This is a genomic window from Halomonas sp. B23F22_10, from assembly GCF_043496975.1.
Lineage (GTDB): Bacteria > Pseudomonadota > Gammaproteobacteria > Pseudomonadales > Halomonadaceae > Halomonas > Halomonas smyrnensis.
On record NZ_JBIEKF010000011.1, the window covers coordinates 1 to 25,434 of the forward strand.

A 25,434-nucleotide genomic window follows, 5' to 3' on the forward strand; every position below is an offset into this window, starting at 1 on the left:
TGTCGTCGTCGCTTGCTTATGCAGCTTGATGTCCATGAATCTGCTCCCGGATGAATTGCTGAAGAAGCTCTCTGGCGGCTAGCAGAGGATAACTTCTATAGGCGATCCGATCATCCGGGACCCTACATTATAGCCATGTCGGGTGGTCGGAAAACTGGCGGCACCAAGCACGCGGTCATGAGAATCCACGACAGCGGCCACATGAAGATCCTTGTGAGTGTCGACGCCACCGACAATGTCAGGGCGGTCACTGTGATGCTGAGTCATGATGTCTCTCCAGGCTATCCGGTCAAGGTGGCTTCACCCGAGTGCGATAGCCTGGACACGACAGTAACGAGACAAGCAGCGAGCGTCAGGCCCTTCTTGAGTCACATGCATCGACGAGGTGAGCCCTCGCCGTCAGGTGTTCCCGGATCACCGACAGGTCCGTGGAAAGACACACTACCCGGGTCGATCAGAGTGGGAGTCAGGAGATCCGAGAACCCTTACGGCACCAGGTCTTTCAGCATAGGTCGATCGCTGTGTGAGTCAGGTCAAACCCCGGAACACCTGGCATCTCGCAGTATTACTATCGCTATGGTGGATCAAGTCGCTGCCAGGTCGCTGAGGGCGTTCATGAAGCGCCTGCTCCAGCGCATCGAGCACCATGTCGGTGCGGGGCGAGCGTGAGACTCGCCAGCCGATAATCCGGCGGGCAAAGGCATCGATGACGAAGGCGACGTACACGAAACCCCGCCAAGTCGCGACATAGGTGAAATCCGACACCCACAGCGAATTCGGCTAAGCTGGCTGAAACTGCCGTCGCACCAGGTCCGCCGGAGAGGCCTTGTTGGGATCTGGCACGGTCGTACGGACCGGCTTGCCTCTCACCACACCGCGCAATCCCATCCGGCGCATCAACCGCTCGACCGTGCACCGAGCTGCCGGGATGGTTTCGCGGTGTAGCTGCCGCCATACCTTGCGGATGCCGTAGACGCCGAAGTTCTCGTGCCAGACGCGCTGAATCTCGGCACTCAGCCAGTGATCACGCTGAATACGAGGTGGCGCTCGGTCGGGCCGGATTTCACGGGCCTTGTGCTCATAATACGTCGATGGGGCGATCGGCAGGATACGGCAGATCGGCTCGACCCCGTACGACTCTCGGTGATCATCGATAAACTCGATCATCACTTGCCGCGGCGGTCGAGCTCCGCCTGGGCAAAATACGCAGAGGCCTTGCGCAGGATCTCGTTGGCCTGCTTCAACTCGCGGTTCTCGCGCTCCAGGGCCTTGATTCACTCGCGTTCAGTAGTGGTCGCGCCTTCCCGACGCCCCGCATCACGTTCGGCCTGACGGACCCAGCTACGCAGCGTCTCCGGTGTGCAGCCGATCTTGGGGGCAATGGCGCCGATAGCTGCCCATTGGGAGGGGTAGTCGGCCTCGTGGTCGAAGACCATGCGGACGGCCCGCTGACGGACCTCAGGGGCATATCGCTTGGAAGTGTTCATGGCTCCATCCTCTCAAGGTTTGGAGCCTCCGGGAATCCCGGTACGGTTCAAGAGGTAGTGCACCTGAATCCCGAGAGGGACCCGGTGCCTCAGGCCTCAGGATTTTAAAGAGCCGAAGTCATTTCATGTGCCAACTATGTTGACAGGCTCCGTTTCATGTGCCAACTATGTTGACAGGCTCCGAAGACTTGGAGCAGACGCTGAAACGCTACATGTGGCTGTACAATCACCACATCCCGCAGAAGGCGCTGCACCACCAATCACCGATTGTGGTGATGAAGGAATGGCAGGCCAAACGTCCTGAGTTATTTACCAAGCGGGTGGTCAATCACACGGGACCCGACACCTATGCTCCCAGACATAACCTGAAGAACCTCGCAAAACAATAAAAAAACAACTCCATACACTAACATCACACCCACTAAAAAAGGGAAACTATTCGCCTTGAGTCAAAAGCATTTCCAAAGAACTTGAAAAAACAAAAACAGGAAGAATCAAAACAACATACACAATAGACCTTGACAAAAATCGTTGTTTGTAATTTTCTTCAATCGCAATCACGACTGGAACCAAGCAGATCATTAACGCATACATTCCAACTCTTTTTGACTGCGCGCTTCCCATGAGCACAGCTGAAAAAAAGATCAAAAACACCAAGAACAGAAAATAACAAAAGAAGCCCGCCGACAAATTATTAAATTTCGCCCCATATGAGAATGCATAAAAAAGAAGAAATATAATCACAACAAAAAGGTACGCCCAGGCACTTAACACTCCGGTATCTGACTCAGATTTTGTTCCTAGAGCAAAAGGCAACAATAGGAGAATAGACAAACATGAATAAAAAAACAATCCGCCCACATTTCTCTTATCGTTAAGCGAAAAAATTAAAGGCGCAAACAATGCGGCAGCATTGTGTGTCAAAAATGAAAGAGACAAGAAAAAAAGTCTTCTGAAGAAACTCGAATCGACAAAAAGCAAAGAAGCAAAATAAATAAATATCGAGCAAGACAGATATTGCCTATAAACGTTATTAATACCCATCACAGAAGGAAAAAAAAGCAAGAAGAGATATGGAAAATATTGCGGGAGATCCATATTCTTCCTTGCCATAAGGACAAGAACAAAAGACACAGCATCAAAACATATAAAAGTTAATTCGGGCGAACCTGTAAAATCATACACATACCGCGACAGCAGCCAGTAAACAGGCTCTTTAATATAGTAGATTGAAAAAGTATCAAATTTTAAAGCTTCCGCATACACATTAATGTCAATATCGAAGCCAGAATACCTTGTGACAGCCGAATAAGACAAAAACAGAAAGAAAGTCAAAAAAGAATAGACAAGTTTTGATGGGATTTCACGAAAACACAGAGCCAAGCCAACCAAAACAACGAACAAATAAAAGGAAAGCTCATACGTCATAACAACTCAAAAATTAACTTCCCCATCCAAAAGCAGGAGGGGTGGGGGCGGATGAGGTGATAGGGTAAAAAGTCCATACAGCTTAAATTCGCATATGACTTATTTACCTTTAACTATCAAGCGTTAGCCTTGTTTTTGACAGCAAACACACTCACAATCATGTAAAACTCAAAAAGGGAATGGTAAATCCTGACAAATCATCAATTTACCAGACCTCCATTTTTTGCAAACATTAATAAAAAATAGCTTGTAGGCGTCATCTTCTACCAGGTATCTGTCTAAGAGGTCATTTAAAAACCCATTCGATATCAGCTTAATCCATGACCCCAATAACTCTTGCCAGCCGTGGGGCATGATGTCTAAGAACCCCACGGATGGAATAATTAAGAAAATAGTAAGAAGCTCGAACCTTACCCAAGCCTTCAACCTCACGGTACAATTTCCAAGTATGCATAGCCGCTTTTTTTTTGTCGGCAGAAATCGAATCAGACCGCACACGATAAAAAGCAAGAGGTTCGTTAATCCCCATCGCATGAGGAACCAACTTGAGGATATTAAGCCAAAGGCCATAATCCTGCCTCTTTCTAACCAGTGGCATATAAACCTTACCTAGCTTTTTAGTGTCATACATTGCCGTCAAACAGCCTATGACACATGTCTTTAAAAGCTGATGATAAGTTACTTTATCAGGAACACCGACGTGTCCAAGCCATTCACCATTTTCGCCGACTTTAGAGTAAGCAGTATAAGATAACTCTATAGAATTCTCTCTCATAAAAAAAACTTGACGCTCAAGCTTTTCTGGTGCCCAAGCATCGTCACTATCGAGAAAAGCAATATATCGCCCAAGAGCTTTTCCAATTGCAGTATTACGCGCCACGGCCGCTCCTTGATTGCCATCAAGACGAAACCAAAAAACCCGGGGATCATTTTTTGAGTATGATTCTACAATATCTAACGTGCCATCAGTGGACCCATCATCTACAACAATTAGCTCCAGATCACCGAACGTCTGTGAAGTAACAGAGCGTATTGCCTCGCCAACAGTGGCCTCAGAATTAAAAACCGGCATCACAACAGTAACTAGAGGCATAACATCAAACCTTTATCAGCAGCCTTATCGCCTTTCTGGAGCTTTCCCAATTATTAGGCTTATCGTTTCTATTAACTCCACTCCCCAAAGAAAGGTCTGGAAAGCCAAGACTTTAATTTTTTCAATTCCAGTTAAGGAGGCGCAACTCACTATATACCAATAGGCCCACACTGGTGGCACAAAGGTTTTAATAAAGAACTTCAGTCTTCGGGAAAAGCCTCCTGCACATATCTGCCCCCCTTTAACACGCTTCAGCTTCCTTGCTATTTCCTTGAAACTGGACCTTGCAGGATGTTCCACAAAAGCTTCGGGCAAGTAAATAAGTTCATAATTTTCTTTCGTGGCTCTCTGGCACAATTCAGCATCGCCGCCAGAAAAACGCTCTTCATCGAACCCCCCAAAATATTTCATCATTGACAAAGAGAGCGACAGATTTGCCGTTACAGCATATCCGCGACTAACGTACCTCGCTTGAGGCAACCCCATTGCTTTATCATATAACTCGATAATGTTCGGCTTTCCAGAACCAAACTTTGAAACCTTCACCCCTCCCGCAAGAAGCTTATCATGACCTCCGTTCTGGTAAGCCGCCCACAATAAGGATAGCCAACAACAAGAAGGCACACAGTCACTATCTGTAAAGACTAACAGCTCACCTTTCGCACGTTTAATTGCTGCATTACGAGCCGCATAAGACCCTGACTTATCACACTTAAGAAGTTTTACAAAACCAGGCAGACTTGAAATTTCAGGAACATTTTTAGAACCATTATCTACTAGCAGAAGCTCCCATTCTTCTTTCGGAAAATCTTGTTCAAGCAACGCATTGAAAAGCTCATGCACAAGATCCCACTGCTGATAAATGGGAACAATAACAGTTACCTTTAAGCTACTTTTTTCCATAAGCTTACATCTTCTAATTCATTAAATTTTCAGATCCAAGCATCCATCGAACCTGAGGTCTTCCCCCACCAGAACCCAGATGTAAAGCCGTTATACCTCGATAGTTTACAAGACAAACATCGTGCAGCGGAGATTCCGCAGGCTATAGAGGAATTTTGATCTTACCCAGCAATCGTGGACACCGATTTAACCGATCATTTGGGCCTCGGAGGCCTCCGGGTTGATCATCCCAATCGCACTGTGCCGGCGGTGCCGGTTGTAGTCCATCTCAATGCACTCGAAAACTTGCCGCCGCATGTCGTCCCGGGTCTCGAATCGCTCGCCATGGATCGCCTCAACCTTGAGACCGTGGAAGAAGCTCTCGGCACAGGCAGTGTCGTAGCAGTTGCCTTTGGCACTCATGCTGCACTGGAGGTCGTGCCGGGTCAGCAGTGTTCTGGTCAAGTCAGAGCGGACACGTTTTCAAGCCGCAGTTGCCAGCTCAATCTCCCTCGGTGACTGGTAGCCGAGGGTCGAGTGGAGCCGGCAACTGTTGTACTCCATCTCGATATATTCGACGACATCGCGCCGTGCTGCCTGGCGGGTCCCATATCGCTGGTCAGCCAGCCACTCGCTTTTCAGTGAACCGAAGAAGCGCTCCATGACGGCGTTGTCCCAGCAGTTTCCCTTGCGGCTCATCGAGGCCTGGAACCCATGCCGATCCAACGTGGATCGGTAGTCATGCGACGCATATTGGCTGCCGCGGACGCCCTTCTAAGTGTCAAGTGGCGATTGTCGCCTGGTTGATCTCTTGATGACGATGACGCAGCACATAATATACCTCTCGGGCGATGTAGCGTTTCAGACAGCGAATAGCTTCCAGCTTGGAGTGCCCCTCCGTCACTCTCCGGGAGACATACGCCTGGGTTGTAGCGTCGAGACGTAGTCGCCCGATGGCGATGATATGCAGAGCACTATTCGCGGCTCTGTCACCGCCCCGATTGAGGCGGTGGCGCTGTACCTTGCCTGAAGAAGCGGGTATCGGGCTGACACCAGATAGCGCCGCAAAACTGGCTTCTGAACCAAGGCGATCCGGATTATCCCCCGCCGTTATCAGCAGCTGGGCTGCGGATTCATAGCCCACCGCCATTCGCGACACCAGCTCGGGGGCCAGCTCATCGACGATGGCCTTGATCATGACATCAAGATCGGCGACCTCGTCATGGAGTTCCAAGTAGCGGCGGGCAAGGGACTTCAAGGCGATGCGGTAGGCCATTGCAACGTCCCGATATCCACTCATGTCAGGACGCCAGGCGGCCAGTGTTCGGATCAACTGCATCCGCGACATGTTGCGCAGCTGATCGCGGAGCTCCTCGGGGGCTGAGACCATCTGGGTCTGGATCATCTGAAGCGCCACACGGCGAGCAGCCACTGCGGTCTTACGGCAGACCTTCAGTACGCGCAAGGCTTCGATCATGCCGTCACGGGTCTTTGGGGTCACGGTACGGACGCCCGCATAAGCCGCATGGGCGGCATTCTCCGCATCAATAGTATCGTTCTTGCCACGCTTTCGGCGGACGGTCTTGTCTGGGGTAGTGACCTCCAGGACAGTGATGCCAGTGCGCTGCAAGTAACGCAGCAAGCCAGCCCCATAGGTCCCAGTGCACTCGATGCCTACTCGGCTGAGCTCACCGAAGCTACGCATCCAGGCCAGCATGGTCTTATAGCCATGTCGGGTGGTCGGAAAACTGGCGGCACCGAGCACGCGGTCATGAGAATCCACGACAGCGGCCACATGAAGATCCTTGTGAGTGTCGACGCCACCGACAATGTCAGGGCGGTCACTGTGATGCTGAGTCATGATGTCTCTCCAGGCTATCCGGTCAAGGTGGCTTCACCCGAGTGCGATAGCCTGGACACGACAGTAACGAGACAAGCAGCGAGCGTCAGGCCCTTCTTGAGTCACATGCATCGACGAGGTGAGCCCTCGCCGTCAGGTGTTCCCGGATCACCGACAGGTCCGTGGAAAGACACACTACCCGGGTCGATCAGAGTGGGAGTCAGGAGATCCGAGAACCCTTACGGCACCAGGTCTTTCAGCATAGGTCGATCGCTGTGTGAGTCAGGTCAAACCCCGGAACACCTGGCATCTCGCAGTATTACTGTCGCTGTGATGGATCAATCCGCTCTTGGGCTGCCGGCGACCTACGGCCATCTCCAGGGCGTCTAGAACCAACTGCGTGCGCATGTGGTCCGCCATCGACCAACCCACCAGTTGTCGGTCGTGGAGATCGAGCACCGCCGCCAGATAGAGCCAGCCCCCAAGCGTCCAGATTGCCGTGATATCGGCCACCCAAGCCCGGTTCGGCGCGGACACCATGAATTGGCGGTTTAACAAGTTGGGTGCCACTGGCAGGGTGTGCTGGCTATCGGTCGTATGACGCCAGCGTCGCCGCTGCCGTGCCTCTATGCCGGCTTCCCGCATCAGGCTGCGGGCCTGGTAACGGCCGACCTCGTAGCCGCGGCGTCGCAGCTCTATGGCCATGCGGCGGCTGCCGTAGCTGCCGCGCTTTCGGCGATGGATCTCTCTGACCTCTCGAAGCAGGGCCCGTCGATGATCATCAGGGCCACGCCGTCGCCAGGCATAGAAACCGCTCCGGCTGACCCGCATGACGCGACACAACACGGCCACGGGATAGGTGGCCTTCTCCGACTCGATGAACTGGTATCTCAGCTCGACTCTTTGGCGAAGAAGGCCGCCGCCTTTTTTAGAATATCCTTTTCAACCTGAAGCTTACGAACTTCTTCGCGGAGCTTCTTGATCTCGGCGTCGCGATCGTCCTCCTGCCGCTCCGAGGTGCTGGAAACCTGCTGACGGTGCTTGCGGCACCAACGATCCAGCACGCTGCGCTCCACTCCCAGGCGCCGGGCGGCCTCGGATACGGAATACCCCTGATCGGTCACCAGGCTCACCGCATCCGACTTGAATTCATCGGAATACCGACGTCGAGTCTTCTTGGTCATGAACACCTCCATTGCCTCCATTATGAGGCTTATCGGGGTGTCCGCTCCAATTGGACCACTTCAGCCTGAGGCGTTATAGCCTGTGACCTAGATTATGCCCCCTGATGCCCTCTATTTCGATAGCTTGAATGGTATCCAAGCCCCTCCCGATCTGGAGTGAGGCTGCACGAACAAGGAAAGGCGACGAGGCCGATGATGCGTCAGACGAGCCCGGTAAGCCCGCTAGGCTGGCATCGTAGCCATTGACGCGAGAAACAGTGTGGGGGGCAAGCTCCCGCGACACGGTACTTGGTACCCGGCCCAGATGAGTGGCGATGGCTCGCATCATCATGATGACGTCTCGGTCTTCAGCAGAGAGGTGGCGATAGCAGTGAGTCATGGGAGCACCGTATCTGACCGGGTCAGGTGTTGCGCTAGGTTATTGAGAGCGCCATCCTTCGAGTTTCGAAAACATCGAGCTTACAGGTCTTTAACGATAAATCCCGCTTATCGCCATATCAAGGAAAAGCCATTGGTCATACACCTACAGTGCCATGCTCAAGATATGTCCCGCTTATCAACAACGAAATTCCAAATCGATATCTTGCGATAATGACGAACAACTATTTAATCAAAACAACCAGCCAAGATAAGAAATAAATTTATTTTCTGAAATATCGAACAATTTTTGCATAAGCAACATCGTTACCACAAACAGGAACACCCAAATAACCCACGAATCTATCCCACAATCTTACACGAAATTTATGTAACAAAGAGGCAACACGAGGGAAATTATGATTGACAAGCCCATCACAATGCTGGATGAAGTGTAACTCATTGAGTAATTCTGGCACCACCTCCACCTCATTTTTATTTCGCTTCAGCAAGGTGGAATACCAAAGATCATCAGCCGTAGGTGCTAATCCAAAGAATGAGTCGTCAGCAATGTCTTGTTCATCAAACATCGACCTGGTTAAAACTGCCCCACCGCCAAAGGTAATGATAAAATCATCTTTAGCAACAACGGAATGGCCAATTAAACCCCAATATATATAGGACGTTTTTTTTCCCAAGAAGTTGACACGCTTAGATCGAACTCTAGACGCCACGGGCTTACCGCCCGATTCCTCATAGGCAGCCAACAATCCGCTGAGCCAATCCCGGCCATAAAAAATATCGTCATCTGCAGTGACTATTACGTCATCCCGTGTCGCCTCTCGTAGCATAGGAATCAGCTTGCGGTAGGGCCCTGTATTAGGCACCCAACGAATACTAACATACCCTTTCCCAACTTCCGGCAGAGACTCCAGTAACTGATCAACCGCCTCGCTGTCAGCGATGCCTGTATCTCGAAGATATGGTTCCTTAGAAATCCATAAATTGATTCGATCAGGCAATCTAGATTGCAACAAAATCGAAGTGAGTGAGATACGGCAAAAATCTAGCCTTTGAGAAGTAGTGGTGAGATTTACGGTTATCAATGAAACACCTTAAGTGCCTGGTCTAGAGTTTTCGTGCCTGAATTCAAACAATAAGCGCAGCACCTGCGGTATCCAGGCCTCCTGAGTATTCCCCCAGAAACACTTGCGCCGGCGTCCGATAGCCGAGCCGTTTTCGAGGGCGGTCATTCAGCTTCGTGACCACTTTGCGCAGCTTGTCATCGGTGACCTGGCGGAAATCCGTTCCCTTGGGGAAGTACTGCCGTATCAAGCCATTCGTGTTCTCGTTGGTCCCACGCTGCCCGGAACAGTAGGGATCACAGAAGTACATCGCCGCCGTCACCGCCTTGGCCACAGCTTCGTGGCCGGCGAATTCCGAGCCATTGTCCAGCGTGATGGTCTGGACCGCTCCCCGACGCGGCTTCAGCAGGCGGATCATGGCCGCTTGCGTTAGCTCGGCCGAGACCCTGGGCAGTCGTGCCGCCAGTAGATAGCCGCTGCGACGTTCGACCAGCGTGACCAAGCCCGATTGTTTGTGGCCCTGTATCACGGTGTCGCCCTCCCAGTGGCCGATGAAGCGCCGGTCATCGACCTCATCCGGGCGGTGTTCGATCCCGACTCGGTTTGGGATCCTACCCAACCCGGCGCTCTTGGCCTGCGCGCGGTGCTTATTGCGACGTTTGGGCTGACGGAGATGCCGCCAGAGATCACCACCCCGTGCCTTGTTATCCCAAATCAAGGAGTAGATCCATTGATGACTGACACCAACGCCGGCCAAAGGCGCCATGAAGCCACTGATTTGCTGTAGGCTCCACTCCTCACGCAGCCGGCCGACAACGGCGGCCATCATGCTCGGCAGGCGCTTCGTCCACTTGGCGGCGGTACGGCGCCGATGATCACTGAGGGTCTGGGCCCGCTCGGGATCATAGCCATCGGCGGTGGCGTTGCGGCCAAGCTCGCGGCTGATCGTGCTGCTGTGGAGGCCCAGCTCCCTGCCGATCTGGCGCTGGCTCATGCCCAAGTCATAGCGGGCGTGGATCTGATATCGTTGTGTCTGGGTCAGCTGTCGGTATCCCATGCTCTGCTTCACTTTGGTAGGTGAGCCGAGAAGGGTACCGGCGCTGCCCCTCATGCCTCTACCTCGCGGTCCAAAGTGCTGCGGTTATTCTATGAATCCAGGTAAGTAAGATGCGCTAAACGGGGGGGGCCAACGTCTGGGTCATCATTATGTCTTAATAATAGGGGACTCCTATGATCCCATTCCATCCCCAGGTCGTTCAAGAATGCCATTTCAACACTCTGGCCGCCGCACTTCGGAATATGAACAAATATACATTTATGTTTATGTGAAATCATATTTTTATCAAAATCAATAACCGAAAAAATGATAATCAGCTCGATAAACTTCTCGTATCGCAGAACTAGCTGTCTCGCTGATGATTTCAGAACATTCAGTCGACTTGTTGATCAACGGCAGACCACCACAACAACCTAAATGCAAATGCTTCGCAATTTTTTTAAAGTCATTATCGATCGTTTCGAACCGACCAACATAATCAACCTGAATGTCGCCCTTCCAATCGCAGAGATACCAAGCCTGAGGCCGAAAAATCGGATGATTAATCATACTACCAGCTACAAGCTCACGATCTACAAAATCATTAAAACCATTGTATTTTTCGAGATATCTCGCAACTTCTAAATCTCCCGCCTTATTTCCACCAGCTTTCAGGTATTTATATCCTGATAAGGCACGATCAAGTGGGTTTCTCACAAAAGCAAACTTATAGAACTCTTGAAATTTTTTAGGTGATGCCTGTTCATAAACCCACCAAGGAAGATGGCGGCGTCCAGTTTCCGGCTCTCCTAGCGCGACACGCACAGCGGTTCCGGCTGCCTTGGGAATATGAATGAAAATTACTTTTCTCTTTAGACTAGCCGATGTATACGGAAAAAATGCCTGTTGATACATAGACCGCCCTTTTGAGAGCACTTTCCTGATCATGTATTTAAACTTCGCTCTTTAAGGGAGAACTCAAAATACCGAGCAATTGATACCAATTCGACGCTTAACCATAGCGTGCAAGAATCCGTTCCACACAACCACCCCGATAGCTACACCCGCAGCCGCACCAATGGCCCCAAACATTGGCACGAGAACCAAACAAAGTGAGATATTAACTACGACGGCAAGCATTTGCCCTTTAAGGGTTTCTCGCTCGTAGCCGCTCATTGAGAGAAAGTATCCAACCGAACCGAAGAAAACATTCAACAACTGACCTAGTGAAATAACGACAACAGGCCAGTACGAAATACTTGAATAGCTCTCCCCAAACGCCATGCTAATTAGAGGCTCACCACCAATAATAAGTGCTGCAGCAACCGGAAGAGCCAAAAGCAAACTCCCTCTGGCTGACTTCCTAGCAAGTTGCTGCAACAGTGTTTTATCCCCATCTCGATGGGCACGCACGATGTAGGGGGCTATTACCATATTTACCAGCGTGAGTGATAACACAACAAACTGTCCGCCCCGCTCAGCAACCCGCATAGCAGCAACTTGATCATCTGTGCTAAGGAAACCCAGAACAATAACCCCAATCTGTGCGTTAAAAGCGCTAAACAGTGCAATCATGCTGAAAGGTAGTAACGCACTTTTCCAATGCACCAACTGGTAGTCGCCAGCTACCCCTTTTGCTTCGCGTGGCTGAATTCTGAAGAACATCCAACTTGCAACCAGGAATACAAGACCAGCACCTATTACCTGACTCCAGATAGCTGCCTCAGTATTTAATAGGCCTTGCCAGGCCAACATGGCGATCAACCCTAACATAACAACAGGTCGGATCATCTGGTTTGGCAACTCGGCATAGACTGGCAAGCCAAGGCCTTTGATAGTCCCCGTTCGCACTGCAGCCAGTCCGCCAAGCGGCACCATCAACAATGCGATGGGAAGAAGTGCCCACTTGCCCTCTGTTGGCACTAGGTCAAACCCGGCTCTCAGTACCCAATAGCCGATAAGCAAGATAGTAGCTACCAGCAGCACCCATGCGTGTGAGGCTTTCAAGGCTCCTTGATACAATGCCCAATTCTTTGCATGGGCGAATTTAGCAACTTCTCTAGTTAGAAGCTGTGGCAGACCACCACTTACCGGCAAAGAAATGAGGGGCACCAGTGCCATGATGAAAGCGTACTGCCCAAACCCTTCTGGCCCCAAGGTACGAGCCAGAACAATGCTGGTTACTAAGCCTACTGGTATGGAAAGCAGCTTTATGATCCCAACGCCCATAAAACTTTTGATTAGCTGCTTTTTTAGACTCAAGATTATTCATTCCAAAATCATGGTTGGTTCAATCAGTAACTCACTCACCAAGGAGAAACGAGCCAGTTGATGAATGACTTTACCGTCTCATGAACATCACGCATTCCTTACCAAGGCTTTACTTCCAGTTGAGAACAGAATGACCCTGATTTAAATTCATTTTTTACCGGCAATGCCCAAGCGCCTTTTAATATCGCCTGCAGGCCATACTCCACTTTTTGGCCTGCAGAACGCAAAGTGAGGCCCATATTCTTGCAGTCTGCCCCCGCAAATATGCGGGATGGCGAGTTTCGTGAAAATCACTGCAAAATGGCGAAAGGGCCCGCCATCTTGCGAATTACGCTAGTGCCGATGGCCGCAAAGGTGCAGGACCGATAATGCAACAATGCGGGAAAGGCCGTTTCGCCAAACGCCCCGCAATGTTGCAGGGCAGGCCGCATGATCGCAAAACCACCACATGTAACCCATTGATTTTACGAAGGTAACGCGATAAGGGGCGGTTATCGTGCCCCGCTACCGGTTAACATCGTCTTGAGCGTACGAATCACGATCAGCACATCGAGCCAGAACGAGAAATTCTTGATGTAGTAGAAATCGTACTCAAGCTTGCGAATCATGCCTTCCACTTCGGCGGCATAGCCCTGCTCTACTTGGGCCCAACCAGAAATGCCGGGGCGCACCACGTGACGGTAGTGGAAGAACGGCACATCCTTCTCATACCAGTCCGCCAGATTCATGGATTCGGGGCGCGGACCGATCAGACTCATATCGCCCTTCAACACATTGAACAGCTGGGGCAGCTCATCGATGCGGTATTTACGGATAACGTTACCGACACGAGTGATGCGAGGGTCCTCCCCATCGACGGTGAAACCCGCCCCCTTCTGGTCGGTATACATGCTGCGAAATTTGTAGACGATAAAGGGTCGGCAGTGAAACCCCATGCGCTGCTGCTTGAAGATGGCTGGGCCGGGGCTGTCCATTCGAATCGCCACAGCCGTGATGGCCATCACCGGTAACACGATAGGCATCAGCACCAAGGCTGCCAGAAAGTCGAGAACGCGCTTGACGACTTCGTAGCCCTCGTCGGGCTGAAGGCTACCGTAACGGTTCTCGTAGAGGTGCCCCAGCTGCACGCGCCCGCTCAACATTTCGAAGGCGCTGGTGGCGTGATAGACAGGAATACGGTGGATCGTGCAATTGGCAAGGAAGCGTTCCCATTCCTCCGGCATGTCACCACGCAGGTCGGCGACCACGCCATCGATACGGGTCTGGTCGAGGTCAGGCACATCGAGCACTCGCCAATCCACACCATGGTTATGGCAAAGCTCCGGCGCCTTACCGAAAGGCACTACCGCCAGCTTTGGAATACGGAATCGAGCACCAATAAGGTAGCCGCCACCGCAATACGCCAGCGCAACAAGATAGCTGATGAACACATGCAGGGCGGAATATTCGATGCCGAGCGCCACCAGTGCCAGAACCAGCAATCCGTAACAAATGCTGATGCTCGGTGTAATCAGCAGCGAGGCTTTGGTGCCGGGAAGGCGGGCGAGACGCTGAACCGCATTAATCGATACGGTATAGGCGATGGCGGTGCCGGTCAGCGCTGCCCAAAGAGCAGTGGGAGCCTGCTGCCAGAACCCCCACCCCCAGTGCCAAAGGGCTGGAGCCAGTACAGCGATGCAGAGGCCGAGGAGCAGTTGCAGTTTGTAACTGAAAAGCAGACGTTCGAAGAAACGGGAATGCCGACGTTGGCGTTCCAGCGGTGGATTGATGGTATCCATGCGTATCCCTTGCTCATCATGAGCTGATAAAACGTGTTATTCACGGTCCCTATGTTCTTGTTATAGGCAGGCTCGTGGGAGTGCTGGCATTTTGCCCTTCCCTAGAGGGCAGCCGGCATTGGGCCTGTGGTGTTGCTTATATCGATGCTTCGTTCGGTGTTTCGACTGAAGGTCCAGACCCCAGGCGGAGGTATGCCGCGCTGGAGGGCCATTGTGTGGTTTTGAGGCTCGACCGGGGGCTGACCCTGTGGCTTGTTGATGAGCTGGCAGCCGACTCAATAAACGGGCTTATTTGTAAGCGTAGTTGTAGTAGCCGTAGCCGTAGCTGGTGGCAGCCTTGCGTTCCATGGCGTTGAGGATGGCGCCTTTAACCGGCACACCTGAAGTTGCGAGGCGACGCTGGGCGATCTCCAGCTCCTTCACCGGGTTTACCTGGAAACGGGTGACCATCAGCGTGGTGCCGCACTGCTTGCCGATCACCGCCGCGTCGGTCACGGCCAGGATCGGCGGGGTGTCGATGACGACCAGGTCATATTGCTCACGAATGTCGGCTAAAAACTGGCTGAAGCGTTCCTGCATCAGCAGCTCGGAAGGGTTGGGCGGAGCGCTGCCGCGTGAGATGTAGTCAAGCCCTTCGATGCTGCCGGAACGCGTCACGTCGGCCAGCGCGGCCTTGCCGGAAAGAAGCTCGGAAAGGCCACCTTCACTGCGACCGCCGAAGGCATGGTGCACATGACCCTTGCGCATGTCGGCATCGACCACCAGCACCTTCTGCCCGGCCTGGGCGCACACCGCGGCGAGGTTGATGGTGACGAAGCTCTTGCCGATGCCCGGGCTCGGGCCGGTAATCGCCAGCAGGTTGTCGCCGGCCTCCAGCATCGCGAAGTGCAGGCTGGTGCGCAGGCCGCGAATCGCCTCGATGGCGGTGTCCGCCGGCGCTCGCTCGGCGAGAATACCGGTGCTGATGTCCTGGCCACCCTTGTCGTTGCGGTGCTTGACGCGCTTGACCAGCTTGCCCTGCTCGTCGGAGAGCGGCACGGAAGCGTAAACCGGGATGCCGGCATCCTCGATCTGTTCGGGCGACTCCACGCCGCGGCGCAGCAGCCCGCGCACCAGCACCAGGCCCACGGCGAGCATGCCGCCCAGCAGCGTGGCCAGCACCACGATCAGCGGCTTCTTGGGCTCTACCGGTGCCGGTTGCACGGCGGCCTCATCCAGAATACGCACGTTACCGACCGTGCTGGCCCGGGCAATCTTCATCTCCTGCATCTTGTTGAGCAGTTGAACGTAGACTTCCTGGTTGACCTGAACGTCACGACTCATCCGCAGCACCTGCTGCTGCGTCTCGGGCAGGCTGTCGACGCGTTCCTCGAGCTGGTCGCGCTCGTTCTGCAGCTGCTGCTTCTTCTCGAGCAAGGCCTGGTAGGTCGGGTGGCTGGTGGTGAAGCGCCGAGAGATTTCCGCCTCGGTGAAGGAAAGCTCGTTAAGCTGCTTCTCGAGATCCACGATACGCTCGAGCAGCGATTCGGTTTCCATCGACAGGTCCACGCTGTCGCGCTCGGTGCGATAAGAGTTGAGCTGATCTTCCGCCTGGCGAAGCTGTTCGCGCACCTGGGGTGTCTGATTCTCGAGGAACTCGAGGCTCTTCTCCGCCTCGGCGGCCTGACGCTGAATGTTCTGGGTCAGGTAGACCTCACTGACGGCATCCAGCACCCGAGCGGCGCGCTGAGGGTCGGTATCGCTCAGCGACAGGTCCAGCAGGCCGCTGTCCTTGCCTTGCTGGCTGACACCGAAACGTGAACGCAGGTCGTTGATCGCCGCCAGCCGCGAGGACTTCTGCAGGGTGAAGGTCGCACCTTCGCCGGCCTGAAGCTCGGCAACGCGCAGCTGCACGCTTCCATCCAGGAATGACTCATCGGTGCCGGCCTTCCCCTCACCCAGCTCGCGGTCTTCCAGGCTCAGCCGGTAGCGATCCTCGCCGAGCACCGTTAGCTCGAACGGCTCGCCAACGAACGCCGGCGACACCTGGAACTTGGCGACATTGATCGCTTCGCCGGCCCACACGCTGGCCTCGGCGAACCCGGGGCGCTCCATGCCATGGCGGACCAGAAAATCACCGACCACCGGCAGACGCTCCGGGGTCACGTGCAATGTCAGCTGTTCCTGATCAACCGCCCGCCCGAGCACCATGCGTGAACGCAGAATGCCCACCTCGGTATCCGCCGAGGGCTCCTCGCCGAGAATCGACTTCACGTCCTCGAGGGGGTTGCTCATCCCGGCCTTCTTCTCGACCTGCACCAGGGCATCGGCGCGATACACCGGCGTCGCCAGCAGCGCATAGGCAACGCCAGCCACGGCAAACACCGCGGTGATGCCGATGATCCACCACTTGTGATCGAGCAGCAGGCCGAACAGGCGCCCCAGGTCGATTTCGTCGTCGGCCATCGGTGATGGCTTCGTTCCAAGATTTTGCGAGTCTGACATCTGGCGTGAATTCTCCAGGCTCGGTGGTTCAGCTACAAGCGGCCAAGCGGCCAAGCGGCCAAGCGGCCAAGCGGCCAAGTGCTATGTTGAAAGCTCGATGGCGCGGTGGGGCTGGTAGCGATGAAATTTGAAGACTTGCTGGTATGGAAGCGCTCCGCACGCTTATGTGCAGAAGTGTTCCAAACTTTCAGTCAATCTAGGGAATTCGGATTCAAGGACCAGATCACTCGGTCCGCGTTATCTATCGCCAGCAATATCGCCGAAGGCTATGAAAGAGACAGTGATCGCGATCGAGTCAAGTTTTTCAGCTATGCCAAAGGCTCATGTGCAGAACTCAGGGCGCAGATCTATATCGGCATGGAAGTCGGATACATCAACAGAGCTGAAGGGCGGCGCTGGGCCGAAGAAACCCGTGAAATTTCCAAAATGCTCTACGGCCTGATGCGCAAGCTACGCCAGTAAGCGCCATACTGCCTTGTCGGCTGCTTGCTGCTTGGCCGCTTGGCTGCTTGGCTGCTTGGCTGCTTGGCTGCTTGGCTGCTTGGCTGCTTGGCTGCTTGGCTGCTTGGCTGCTTGGCTGCTTGGCTGCTTGGCTGCTTGGCTGCTTGGCCGCTCGGCGCTTGGCCGCTTGCAGCTCAGACCTTGGCCGCCCAAGCCTCGGTCGCCTCTTTCAACATTCGATGCACATGTTCGAAGGCTTCAGGGCTCTTGCGATAGGGATCGGGAATCTCGAGGCCCTTGCCGCCGTCGAGCCAGCGGCCGATCAGCATCGTCTTGCCCAGTGCGGCGGGCGCCATCTCGCCGATGGCACGGCGTTGCCCTTCGCTCATTACCAGGATGAGATCGGCGGATTGCAGCATCTCTTGGGTGATCTGACGTGCCTGATGGGCCTCGACGTCCAGGCCTTCGGCTTCGGCCAATTCTCGTGCCGTCGGCTCGACGCCATGGCCCACCAATGCACCCAGCCCGGCGGATTCCACGTGACGCCCCGGCAGGGAGGCCTTGAGCATGGCCTCCCCGACCGGGCTACGGCAGATGTTACCGGTGCAGACGACAAGCAGGTGCTGAAACATCAGAGGTCATTCCGCAGATCGTTAGCGTCATTGGCCGCTCGTGTAACCTGATACAGCGCGGTCACCGTCGGCAAGATCTGATTGATGGTGCGGTTCCAGCGACCCAGGGAGGTGGTGGTCACATAGACCACGTCAGATGGCTCGAGGCGGAACTGCGTGCCGAGCACCATCGCCGCGGCGTTACGGGCATTCAGCTGATAGACGGTGGCCAACTTGTCCTGGCGCTGGGTATTGCGGCGAAACACGAAGATGCCACTGGCATCGGCCTGGGCCTCGTTGAAGCTGCCGGCACGGCTCAGCGCTTCGGTCAGGGTGATCGGCGAGCGGCCCATGGGCAGCGACTGGGGCTCGCTCACCTCCCCCATCACAAACACCTGTTGCTCACCAAGATCGGGCACGTGCAGCACGTCATTATCCTGAAGCAGGAGGTCGCTAGACAGGTTGCCCTCGTTGAGCATGCCGTACACGTCGAGGGTGCGAGTTTCACCGTCTCGGGTCAGCTGCACACCGTGCCAGTTGGCCTGAGGCCCAAGCCCGCCACTCATGCTGATGGCGTCCAGCACCGTCATCGGCACATTGGTGATCGGCAGCTGCCCTGGCTCCCCTACCTCACCGGAGATCAACACGTCCTGGGAGTTGTAGGCGGCGATGCGCACTTCGACCTGAGGCGCGGCGATGAATTCGGCCAGCTGGCGTGAGATGGTCTCCCGCACTTCCGACACCGTCTGCCCTTCAACGGCCACTTCGCCGATATAGGGATAGTAGATGGTGCCGTCCGGCTGAACGGTATTGCCCGACTCCGCCGCGCTGCGCTCACTGCCAGCGGGAATGGTCAGTTCAGGGTGGTCATAGACGATGATGCTCAGCACATCGCCCTTGCCGATGCGATAGTCGTAACTGCCCAGGGCGACGCGCTGGGCCTCGCTCATCTGTTTCAACGCCTGGTCATCCGGCGCGCGCTCTTGGCTGGCGATCAGGCCGAGGGTGATCGGTTCCACATCGACGAGATCGTCTACCGGCGCACTCTCGACGTCGGCATCGAAATGGCTACCGGGGGCGAAGGCGCATCCCGAGAGCCAGGCCACGCTGAGCAGGCTCGCCAGGAGTTTGAGAGGCGTTGAATGACGCATGCGGACTGCCTGTATTGAGTACTAGTTTTGTCATCAGGGCACGCTACCGCCCCGAGGTGTCATGGCGCATCCCCGAGGCCTGTATCGCTTGGCAACGCGCCAAAAACGTCAATGTAGATCATGCAAAATGAATAGCTTGCGGATCATACATGACCTGGCAATGACATCACCAGCACCGTGTGCGCCGGTATCAGATATGTATGAGATGCGCGATATTGCCTGTAGGAGATCGCTTACAAACCATTCATTTGCTTATTGTTTGATGCCTCTTTGGCAGCCTTTCACCCAAAAAAGACTCCGCGACCGCTATCACCTCACTGCAACCGCTATGCGCTAGCCTTTAAAAGCATTAGCATGATGCTGTAGAAGCATGACCGTCACAGACGCAAGGGAGATTCAAGATGCTCAAGAAAGGACTGGCTTATCTCGCCATCGCCGGCATGACGGCCTCTCCGCTGGCCATGGCGCAGAGCGAAACCGGCGCTGGCGGCGGCGGTAGCGCCGGTGCAGGTGCGGGTACGGCGGGTGCCAATGCGGGTGCCGGCGCAGGCGGTGCAGCCGGCGCCGGTGGTGGCGCAGGCGCGGGCGCAGCGGGCGCAGGCGCTGGTGGCCTGGCGGCCGCAACCGGCCTTTCTACCGCTGCCCTTACGGGGCTGGCCGTGGCCGGCGCCGTCGCTGTCGGTGTCGGCGTAGCGGCTTCCGGCGGTGGCGGAGGCGGTGATGGAGACAGCGGCACCACCGGCACCACCGGTACTCGCTAAACGCCATGACCCTACGCGCGGTATATGGCCGAACACGAGGCCGCCTGCGGGCGGCCTCATCTTGTGTAGCATTGGGCGTCGCACTCGCCTCGCTGAGCGGCTGTGCCAGTTCCGGCGAGACACCCCTCGGCGCCTCGCTGAATGCCATCCTCTCTGGCGGCGACGCCTCCGCCCAGGCCGACGCGATACCCTACGCCTCCCTCGATGCGCGTATCGGCGATATCCAGGGCCTGATGGTGATGGGCGCCCAGGCTGGCGACATGACCTACTGGCCCGGGCGCAATGGCGTGGTGCTGGAACTCGAGCAAGGCGGCCTGCATGCCTTTCAGGGCCTGGATGCACGATTGCTCGGCACGCAATACACGCCCTATTTCCCCTGGCAGCACACCGCTTCCGAACCGGTCACGCTGACGCGCCAGGCTCAGGATGCCGCCGGCGACATACGGCGCTTCCAGGCCGAAGGCGCGCCGCACTGCTCGCCCGCACAAGACTTCGAGCTGCCGCTGGGCGAACGCCGCCTTGAGACCTGCCAGATCGACTGGCACTGGGCGACCGGCGACATCACCAGCGCGACCTATTGGCGCGATCCCGCCACGCACCGCCTCTGGGCCGCGACCGAGACACCCTGGCCGAGCGGCCCGGAGGTCTCGTGGCGCGTCGCTCGCCACTGGTGGTAAGCCCGACATGAGCCGCCGCATGCGAACACTCCGTAACACTGCCTTGCGTCTTTTCCAAACGCCTCACCTGCGGGCTTACGCACGTCGCCTTCTGGGCAGCGCTCTGCTCGGCGCGTCACTGGTCTCGGCCCCGTCATCGATGGCACAGACCGCCGAGCCCGCGACTCTGATCGACGCCTGGCTGAAGTGGCAACAACAGCGCCAGGCGGCCGACCAGCCGCCCTTCGACTGGACCTACAGCTTTGCCCTGCGCCATGCCGACGCCGACCAGCTGGCCGAACGCCGCGCACGCCTGATCGCCGAAATCGAGGGCCTTGGCCCGGTGCTCGCGGCCGCGGGGCAGCAGCCCCTGCCCGATGCCCTGGCCCGCTGGTCGAGGCGGCTGCAGAGCATGCCCGCCAGGCCCGCCCGCAGCGCCGAGCCACTGGGGCTGATATCGCTGGCCGGCGCGCTGCGACAGAATCCGCCCATGGCCGACATCGACAGCCTCGGCACCTGCCACACGCCTGGCTGGGTGGAAGCCTGGACCCTGACCGGCGTGCAGCGCATCGACTGGTGGCCCGGCATGAGCGTCGACACCCTGCTCGACCGCCTGCCGGCCTCGGCGACCCAAGGGCTGGATGAGGTCAGCGTCATCCCCCCCCGCGGCCAGTCGCGCACGCTCGGCATCGCCGCCTGGAACCGCCAGGATGCCCCACTGGCGCCCGGCGCCCGCCTCGCCGTGCGTCTGCCCGAGCATTCTCAGGAAGCCCACATCATCAATCGTGAACTGGCCGCCTTCCTGGCGAGCCGACTGCCCGGCGACGACTGCACCCTATGGCCAAACTAGTTTCAGGGGTCAGCCCCCGCTATTTCCTTGCCACCCAGCTGCTAGGCCTGACGCCCCTGCTGCTTGTCTCCCACACCGCCATGGCCGACAACCTGGGCACCGGCCAGAGCGATTTCGGCGGCGTGGGCCTGATGCAGACGCCCACGGCGCGGATGAATGAGGTCGGCAACTTCGCCGCGAGCTGGAGCCGCACCGAGCCCTACCGGCGCTTCAACGTCTTCGCCCAACCGCTCGACTGGCTGGAGGTGGGCTTTCGCTATGTCTCGGTGGAAAACCGTCGCTATGGCGAAGAGATCGCCGGTGACCGCGACTATCTGGATAAAGGCATCGACGCCAAGTTTCGGCTTCGCGAGGAGGGGCGTTACTGGCCCGAGCTGGCCCTGGGGCTGCGCGACGCCGGCGGTACCTCCCAGTTCGGCGCCGAGTATCTGGTCGCCAGCAAGCGCTGGAACTCGCTGGATGTCAGCCTGGGGCTGGGCTGGGGCTATCTCGGCAGCGCTGCTGATGCCGACTCGCCACTGGGCTGGATCGACCAGCGCTTCGACGACCGCCCCGATAATGCCGGCGGCGACCAGGGTGGCGAGTTCGCCCTGAGCCAGCTGTTTCGCGGCCCCATGTCGCTGTTCGGCGGCGTCGAGTACCAGACACCCTGGGACCCGCTGATCCTGCAGCTCGAATACGAGGGCAACGACTATGCCCACGAGCCCCAGGACAACGACCAGCCGCAGGACTCGCGCTTCAACGTCGGCGCTCGCCTGCGGCTCGGTGACAGCTTCGAGCTGCGCAGCGGCTGGCAGCGCGGCAACACGGCGATGCTCGGCCTGAGCTTCTCCACCAACCTGGCGGGCCTGGCCCAGGTCAAGCGCGATCCGCCGCCCCGTTCACTGAACGCCCCGGCCGATCCTGACTGGGCCACCACGGCGCGCTCCCTGCAGCGCAACGCCGGCATCCGCGTCGACGCGATCCACCGCGACGGCAACGACCTCACCGTGACCGGCGAGCCTACGACCTACCGCGCGCTCAGCCAGAGCGAGGGCCGTGCCAACAGTATCCTCAGCGCCAAGGCCGACGACGACGTCGACACCTTCCACTACCGCTGGCAGCGAAAGGGCCTGACCCTGCGCGAGGACGTGCACGACCGCGACGCCTTCGAGGCCGCCGCTCAGAGCGCCTCGGCCGATACCGCCTACCGCTATGGCATCTACTCCCGCGCGCGCCTGAACGAACCCTCGGGCGAATCGCTCTATCAGGGCGATGCCCAGCGCGCTTCCTGGAGCGTCGGACCCGCCGTCGAGCAGAACTTCGGCGGCCCGGATGGTTATCTGTACCGGCTCTCTGCCTATGCCTCGGGCGAATACACCACCGACCGCAACGGCTGGTTCTCGGGTAGCGTGACCGCCACCCTGGCCGACAACCTCGACGAGTACGAGTACATCGCCGACTCCGACCTGCCGCGGGTGCGCACCTACATCGGCGACTACCTGGCCGAGACCGATCTCGGCATCAGCAACCTGCAGTACACCCGCACCGCCAAGCTCGGCGACGACCTCTACGCCATGGGCTATGGCGGCCTGCTGGAGATGATGTACGCCGGCGCCGGCGGCGAAATGCTGTATCGGCCCTTCGATGCCGGCTGGGCCCTGGGGCTGGATCTCAACTGGGTGCGCCAGCGCGACTTCGACCAGCAGTTCGGCCTGCGCGACTACGAGACCTGGACCGGCCACGCCACCGCCTACGTCGATACCGGCTACGAGGACATCCTCGCCAAGCTCAGCGTCGGCCGCTACCTGGCCGGCGACTACGGCGCCACCGTCGACCTCTCACGCGAGTTCGACAACGGCGTGCGCATCGGCGCCTGGGCCACCTTCACCGATGCCGGCGACAGCTACGGCGAGGGCAGCTTCGACAAGGCCTTCTACGTCACCGTCCCGCTGGACGCCTTCTTCGTGCGCTCCAGCCGCAGCAGCGCCACCATCGCCTGGCAGCCGCTCACCCGCGACGGCGGCGCCCGCCTCGGCCGGCGCTATGCCCTCTACCCCCTCACCGAAGAGCGCGACCTCGGCCGCTACTGGGAGGAGTACGACAAGACCTGGGAGTAAATCGCAGGAATTCGGAATTGGGGAATTCGGGGACAGGCACTCGGAATTCGGGGACAGGAGGAATTCGGGGACAGGAGGAATTCGGGGACAGGAGGAATTCGGGGACAGGCACTCATTACCCACACGACCCGTCGTACCTGTCCTACATCCTCACGGCATGCCGCGACGTAATCTAGGAAGTCGAGAGCACTCCACGAGGGCATGCCATGGCTCGCCAGGCCCGGTTTCTGCTGCCGAATACGCCGCTGCATCTCGTGCAACGAGGCAACAATCGCGGCGTCTGCTTCGCCACCGAGGACGACTGTCGGCACTACCTGGAACTGCTGGAGACGATCAGCCGCGACAGCGGGATCCAGATTCACGCCTATGTGCTGATGACCAACCACGTCCACCTGCTGGCCTCTCCGGGTGACGATCCCGGCGCCATCAGCGCTATGATGAAGCGACTGGGCCAGCGCTATGCCCAGCGCTTCAACCGCCTCTACCGGCGAACCGGCACCCTGTTCGAGGGACGCTTTCGCTCCTGCCTGGTAGCAGAAACCTCCTATTTGCTGGCTTGCCACGCCTATATCGAGCTCAACCCGGTAAGGGCCGGCATGGTAACGCATCCCGCCGAGTACCGCTGGTCCAGCTATCGCGCCAATGCCCAGGGTGAGATCGATTCCCTCATCACACCACACCCCAACGTCCTCGGCTTGGGCCAGACGGCGGAACAGCGCGGACGGCACTATCGGGAGCTCTTCCACCGCACTCTCGACCCTGCTCTCCTCGATCAGATTCGACATACCACCCATAGCGGCCTGGTGCTCGGCACCGAGCGATTCCAGCAACAAGTTGCCGCGCTACTCGGACGACGCACCACGCCCGGCAGACCCGGCCGCAAACCCAAAAAGCAATTGAAAACCTAACAAAAAGAAGATGGCCGGCATAAGCCAACCATCTCCTTTAATTGGGGTCTGTCCCCGATTTCTCTCATTACCCACACGACCCGTCGTACCTGTCCTACATCCTCACGGCATGCCGCGACGTAATCTAGGAAGTCGGGAGCACTCCACGAGGGCATGCCATGGCTCGCCAGGCCCGATTTCTACTGCCGAATACGCCGCTGCATCTCGTGCAACGAGGCAACAATCGCGGCGTCTGTTTCGCCACCGAGGACGACTGTCGGCACTACCTGGAACTGCTGGAGACGATCATCCGCGACAGCGGGATCCAGATTCACGCCTATGTGCTGATGACCAACCACGTCCACCTGCTGGCCTCTCCGGGTGACGATCCCGGTGCCATCAGCGCTATGCCCAGCGCTTCAACCGCCTCTACCGGCGAACCGGCACCCTGTTCGAGGGACGCTTTCGTTCCTGCCTGGTAGCAGAAACCTCCTATTTGCTGGCTTGCCACGCCTATATCGAGCTCAACCCGGTAAGGGCCGGCATGGTACCGCATCCCGCCGAGTACCGCTGGTCCAGCTATCGCGCCAATGCCCAGGGTGAGATCGACTCCCTCATCACACCACACCCCAGCGTCCTCGGCCTGGGCCAGACGGCGGAACAGCGCTGCCGGCACTATCGGGAACTCTTCCACCGCACTCTCGAACCTGCTCTCCTCGATCAGATTCGACATACCACCCATAGCGGCCTGGTGCTCGGCACCGATCGATTCCAGCAACAAGTTGCCGAGCTACTCGGACGACGCACCACGCCCGGCAGACCCGGCCGAAAACCAAAAGGCGATTGAAATCCCAACAAAAAGAAAACGGCCGGCAAATGCCGACCGTCTCCTTTAATTGGGGTCTGTCCCCGATTACGTGTCGTACGTGTCGGGTCCCGTGTGATTGACCACCCGCTTGGTAAATAACTCAGGACGTTTGGCCTGCCATTCCTTCATCACCACAATCGGTGATTGGTGGTGCAGCGCCTTCTGCGGGATGTGGTGATTGTACA

At 56.8% G+C, this 25,434-nt stretch carries 20 protein-coding genes, 7 pseudogenes and 1 other annotated feature; of the genes and pseudogenes, 9 read left to right on the forward strand and 18 right to left on the reverse strand.

Annotated features, from left to right (window positions below):
* Positions 1–570: 570 nt before the first annotated feature.
* A pseudogene (locus ACGTNF_RS16140) lies at positions 571–1,487 on the reverse strand (IS3 family transposase); the annotation flags it as partial.
* Positions 1,093–1,209 (reverse strand) — a sequence feature (AL1L pseudoknot). Its footprint overlaps the pseudogene before it by 117 nt.
* A gap of 173 nt (positions 1,488–1,660) precedes the next feature.
* Here ACGTNF_RS16140 and ACGTNF_RS16145 point away from each other — a divergent pair.
* Positions 1,661–1,876: pseudogene (locus ACGTNF_RS16145) on the forward strand (hypothetical protein); the annotation flags it as partial.
* Between the two features lie 46 nt (positions 1,877–1,922).
* On the opposite strand, the gene ACGTNF_RS16150 reads toward ACGTNF_RS16145, so the two are convergent.
* From ACGTNF_RS16150 to ACGTNF_RS16215, 14 genes and pseudogenes are all read right to left on the reverse strand, one after another.
* Positions 1,923–2,915, reverse strand: a complete 993-nt coding sequence (locus ACGTNF_RS16150) for an EpsG family protein (protein WP_394602528.1) — start codon at positions 2,913–2,915, stop codon at positions 1,923–1,925.
* 313 nt (positions 2,916–3,228) lie between these two features.
* Entirely contained in the window at positions 3,229–4,008 is a 780-nt protein-coding gene (locus ACGTNF_RS16155; RefSeq protein ID WP_394602529.1) for a glycosyltransferase family 2 protein, read from the reverse strand.
* A gap of 24 nt (positions 4,009–4,032) precedes the next feature.
* The gene (locus tag ACGTNF_RS16160) at positions 4,033–4,911 is read right to left on the reverse strand and encodes a glycosyltransferase family 2 protein (protein ID WP_394602530.1); all 879 of its coding nucleotides are present in this window, start codon (positions 4,909–4,911) and stop codon (positions 4,033–4,035) included.
* Between the two features lie 186 nt (positions 4,912–5,097).
* Positions 5,098–5,349, reverse strand: a pseudogene (locus ACGTNF_RS16165) (IS3 family transposase); the annotation flags it as partial.
* Positions 5,350–5,373: 24 nt separating this feature from the next.
* Positions 5,374–5,655, reverse strand: a pseudogene (locus ACGTNF_RS16170) (integrase core domain-containing protein); the annotation flags it as partial.
* Positions 5,656–5,671: 16 nt separating this feature from the next.
* Complete coding sequence (locus tag ACGTNF_RS16175) at positions 5,672–6,751, reverse strand: IS110 family RNA-guided transposase (RefSeq protein ID WP_394602531.1); 1,080 nt, start codon at positions 6,749–6,751, stop codon at positions 5,672–5,674.
* 303 nt (positions 6,752–7,054) lie between these two features.
* Positions 7,055–7,914: pseudogene (locus ACGTNF_RS16180) on the reverse strand (IS3 family transposase); the annotation flags it as partial.
* A 180-nt stretch (positions 7,915–8,094) separates the two neighbouring features.
* Positions 8,095–8,293: pseudogene (locus tag ACGTNF_RS16185) on the reverse strand (helix-turn-helix domain-containing protein); the annotation flags it as partial.
* Positions 8,294–8,555: 262 nt separating this feature from the next.
* Positions 8,556–9,377: a glycosyltransferase family protein gene (locus tag ACGTNF_RS16190; RefSeq protein WP_394602533.1), complete on the reverse strand. Its 822-nt coding sequence runs from the start codon at positions 9,375–9,377 to the stop codon at positions 8,556–8,558.
* 43 nt (positions 9,378–9,420) lie between these two features.
* Positions 9,421–10,413, reverse strand: coding sequence for an IS30 family transposase (locus ACGTNF_RS16195; RefSeq protein WP_444875015.1), 993 nt, complete (start codon positions 10,411–10,413; stop codon positions 9,421–9,423).
* A 291-nt stretch (positions 10,414–10,704) separates the two neighbouring features.
* Positions 10,705–11,340: a sulfotransferase family 2 domain-containing protein gene (locus tag ACGTNF_RS16200; RefSeq protein WP_394602535.1), complete on the reverse strand. Its 636-nt coding sequence runs from the start codon at positions 11,338–11,340 to the stop codon at positions 10,705–10,707.
* Positions 11,341–11,370: 30 nt separating this feature from the next.
* Positions 11,371–12,654, reverse strand: a complete 1,284-nt coding sequence (locus ACGTNF_RS16205) for an oligosaccharide flippase family protein (RefSeq protein ID WP_394602536.1) — start codon at positions 12,652–12,654, stop codon at positions 11,371–11,373.
* Between the two features lie 500 nt (positions 12,655–13,154).
* Entirely contained in the window at positions 13,155–14,441 is a 1,287-nt protein-coding gene (locus ACGTNF_RS16210; RefSeq protein WP_394602537.1) for a sugar transferase, read from the reverse strand.
* Between the two features lie 288 nt (positions 14,442–14,729).
* Complete coding sequence (locus tag ACGTNF_RS16215; RefSeq protein ID WP_394602538.1) at positions 14,730–16,886, reverse strand: polysaccharide biosynthesis tyrosine autokinase; 2,157 nt, start codon at positions 16,884–16,886, stop codon at positions 14,730–14,732.
* A gap of 159 nt (positions 16,887–17,045) precedes the next feature.
* Between ACGTNF_RS16215 and ACGTNF_RS16220 the strand changes: the two genes are divergently transcribed.
* Positions 17,046–17,387 (forward strand): four helix bundle protein, encoded by a 342-nt coding sequence (locus tag ACGTNF_RS16220; protein WP_394602539.1) that lies wholly within the window; start codon positions 17,046–17,048, stop codon positions 17,385–17,387.
* A gap of 173 nt (positions 17,388–17,560) precedes the next feature.
* Here the strand turns inward: ACGTNF_RS16220 and ACGTNF_RS16225 are convergent, their stop codons facing one another.
* Positions 17,561–17,998: a low molecular weight protein-tyrosine-phosphatase gene (locus tag ACGTNF_RS16225; protein WP_394602540.1), complete on the reverse strand. Its 438-nt coding sequence runs from the start codon at positions 17,996–17,998 to the stop codon at positions 17,561–17,563.
* A complete protein-coding gene (locus tag ACGTNF_RS16230; RefSeq protein ID WP_394602541.1) occupies positions 17,998–19,128 on the reverse strand; it encodes a polysaccharide export protein in 1,131 nt (376 codons plus the stop codon). Before ACGTNF_RS16230 ends, ACGTNF_RS16225 begins: the two co-directional genes overlap by 1 nt.
* Before the next feature lie 401 nt (positions 19,129–19,529).
* Here ACGTNF_RS16230 and ACGTNF_RS16235 point away from each other — a divergent pair, with 401 nt between their 5' ends.
* The 7 genes from ACGTNF_RS16235 to ACGTNF_RS16265 all read left to right on the forward strand — a co-directional run bounded on the left by ACGTNF_RS16235 (position 19,530) and on the right by ACGTNF_RS16265 (position 25,228).
* Positions 19,530–19,889 (forward strand): hypothetical protein, encoded by a 360-nt coding sequence (locus ACGTNF_RS16235; protein WP_394602542.1) that lies wholly within the window; start codon positions 19,530–19,532, stop codon positions 19,887–19,889.
* Between the two features lie 71 nt (positions 19,890–19,960).
* A complete protein-coding gene (locus ACGTNF_RS16240; protein WP_394602543.1) occupies positions 19,961–20,566 on the forward strand; it encodes a hypothetical protein in 606 nt (201 codons plus the stop codon).
* Between the two features lie 139 nt (positions 20,567–20,705).
* A complete protein-coding gene (locus ACGTNF_RS16245; protein WP_394602544.1) occupies positions 20,706–21,395 on the forward strand; it encodes a capsule biosynthesis GfcC family protein in 690 nt (229 codons plus the stop codon).
* Positions 21,383–23,494, forward strand: a complete 2,112-nt coding sequence (locus ACGTNF_RS16250) for a YjbH domain-containing protein (RefSeq protein ID WP_394602545.1) — start codon at positions 21,383–21,385, stop codon at positions 23,492–23,494. Before ACGTNF_RS16245 ends, ACGTNF_RS16250 begins: the two co-directional genes overlap by 13 nt.
* A gap of 206 nt (positions 23,495–23,700) precedes the next feature.
* A complete protein-coding gene (locus ACGTNF_RS16255) occupies positions 23,701–24,402 on the forward strand; it encodes a transposase (protein ID WP_394602546.1) in 702 nt (233 codons plus the stop codon).
* Between the two features lie 158 nt (positions 24,403–24,560).
* Positions 24,561–24,863, forward strand: coding sequence for a transposase (locus ACGTNF_RS16260; RefSeq protein WP_394602547.1), 303 nt, complete (start codon positions 24,561–24,563; stop codon positions 24,861–24,863).
* Between the two features lie 14 nt (positions 24,864–24,877).
* The gene (locus ACGTNF_RS16265) at positions 24,878–25,228 is read left to right on the forward strand and encodes a hypothetical protein (RefSeq protein WP_394602548.1); all 351 of its coding nucleotides are present in this window, start codon (positions 24,878–24,880) and stop codon (positions 25,226–25,228) included.
* Between the two features lie 66 nt (positions 25,229–25,294).
* Here the strand turns inward: ACGTNF_RS16265 and ACGTNF_RS16270 are convergent.
* Positions 25,295–25,434 (reverse strand): annotated as a pseudogene (locus ACGTNF_RS16270) (IS481 family transposase); the annotation flags it as partial.

Bases quoted from the DNA above. Each gene is read 5' to 3' on its own strand.
- ACGTNF_RS16150 (WP_394602528.1), bottom strand. From the start codon at position 2,915: ATGACGTATGAGCTTTCCTTTTATTTGTTCGTTGTTTTGGTTGGCTTG.
- ACGTNF_RS16155 (WP_394602529.1), bottom strand. From the start codon at position 4,008: ATGCCTCTAGTTACTGTTGTGATGCCGGTTTTTAATTCTGAGGCCACT.
- ACGTNF_RS16160 (WP_394602530.1), bottom strand. From the start codon at position 4,911: ATGGAAAAAAGTAGCTTAAAGGTAACTGTTATTGTTCCCATTTATCAG.
- ACGTNF_RS16175 (WP_394602531.1), bottom strand. From the start codon at position 6,751: ATGACTCAGCATCACAGTGACCGCCCTGACATTGTCGGTGGCGTCGAC.
- ACGTNF_RS16195 (WP_444875015.1), bottom strand. From the start codon at position 10,413: ATGGGATACCGACAGCTGACCCAGACACAACGATATCAGATCCACGCC.
- ACGTNF_RS16200 (WP_394602535.1), bottom strand. From the start codon at position 11,340: ATGATCAGGAAAGTGCTCTCAAAAGGGCGGTCTATGTATCAACAGGCA.
- ACGTNF_RS16210 (WP_394602537.1), bottom strand. From the start codon at position 14,441: ATGGATACCATCAATCCACCGCTGGAACGCCAACGTCGGCATTCCCGT.
- ACGTNF_RS16215 (WP_394602538.1), bottom strand. From the start codon at position 16,886: ATGGCCGACGACGAAATCGACCTGGGGCGCCTGTTCGGCCTGCTGCTC.
- ACGTNF_RS16220 (WP_394602539.1), top strand. From the start codon at position 17,046: ATGAAATTTGAAGACTTGCTGGTATGGAAGCGCTCCGCACGCTTATGT.
- ACGTNF_RS16225 (WP_394602540.1), bottom strand. From the start codon at position 17,998: ATGTTTCAGCACCTGCTTGTCGTCTGCACCGGTAACATCTGCCGTAGC.
- ACGTNF_RS16230 (WP_394602541.1), bottom strand. From the start codon at position 19,128: ATGCGTCATTCAACGCCTCTCAAACTCCTGGCGAGCCTGCTCAGCGTG.
- ACGTNF_RS16235 (WP_394602542.1), top strand. From the start codon at position 19,530: ATGCTCAAGAAAGGACTGGCTTATCTCGCCATCGCCGGCATGACGGCC.
- ACGTNF_RS16245 (WP_394602544.1), top strand. From the start codon at position 20,706: ATGGCACAGACCGCCGAGCCCGCGACTCTGATCGACGCCTGGCTGAAG.
- ACGTNF_RS16250 (WP_394602545.1), top strand. From the start codon at position 21,383: ATGGCCAAACTAGTTTCAGGGGTCAGCCCCCGCTATTTCCTTGCCACC.
- ACGTNF_RS16255 (WP_394602546.1), top strand. From the start codon at position 23,701: ATGGCTCGCCAGGCCCGGTTTCTGCTGCCGAATACGCCGCTGCATCTC.
- ACGTNF_RS16260 (WP_394602547.1), top strand. From the start codon at position 24,561: ATGGCTCGCCAGGCCCGATTTCTACTGCCGAATACGCCGCTGCATCTC.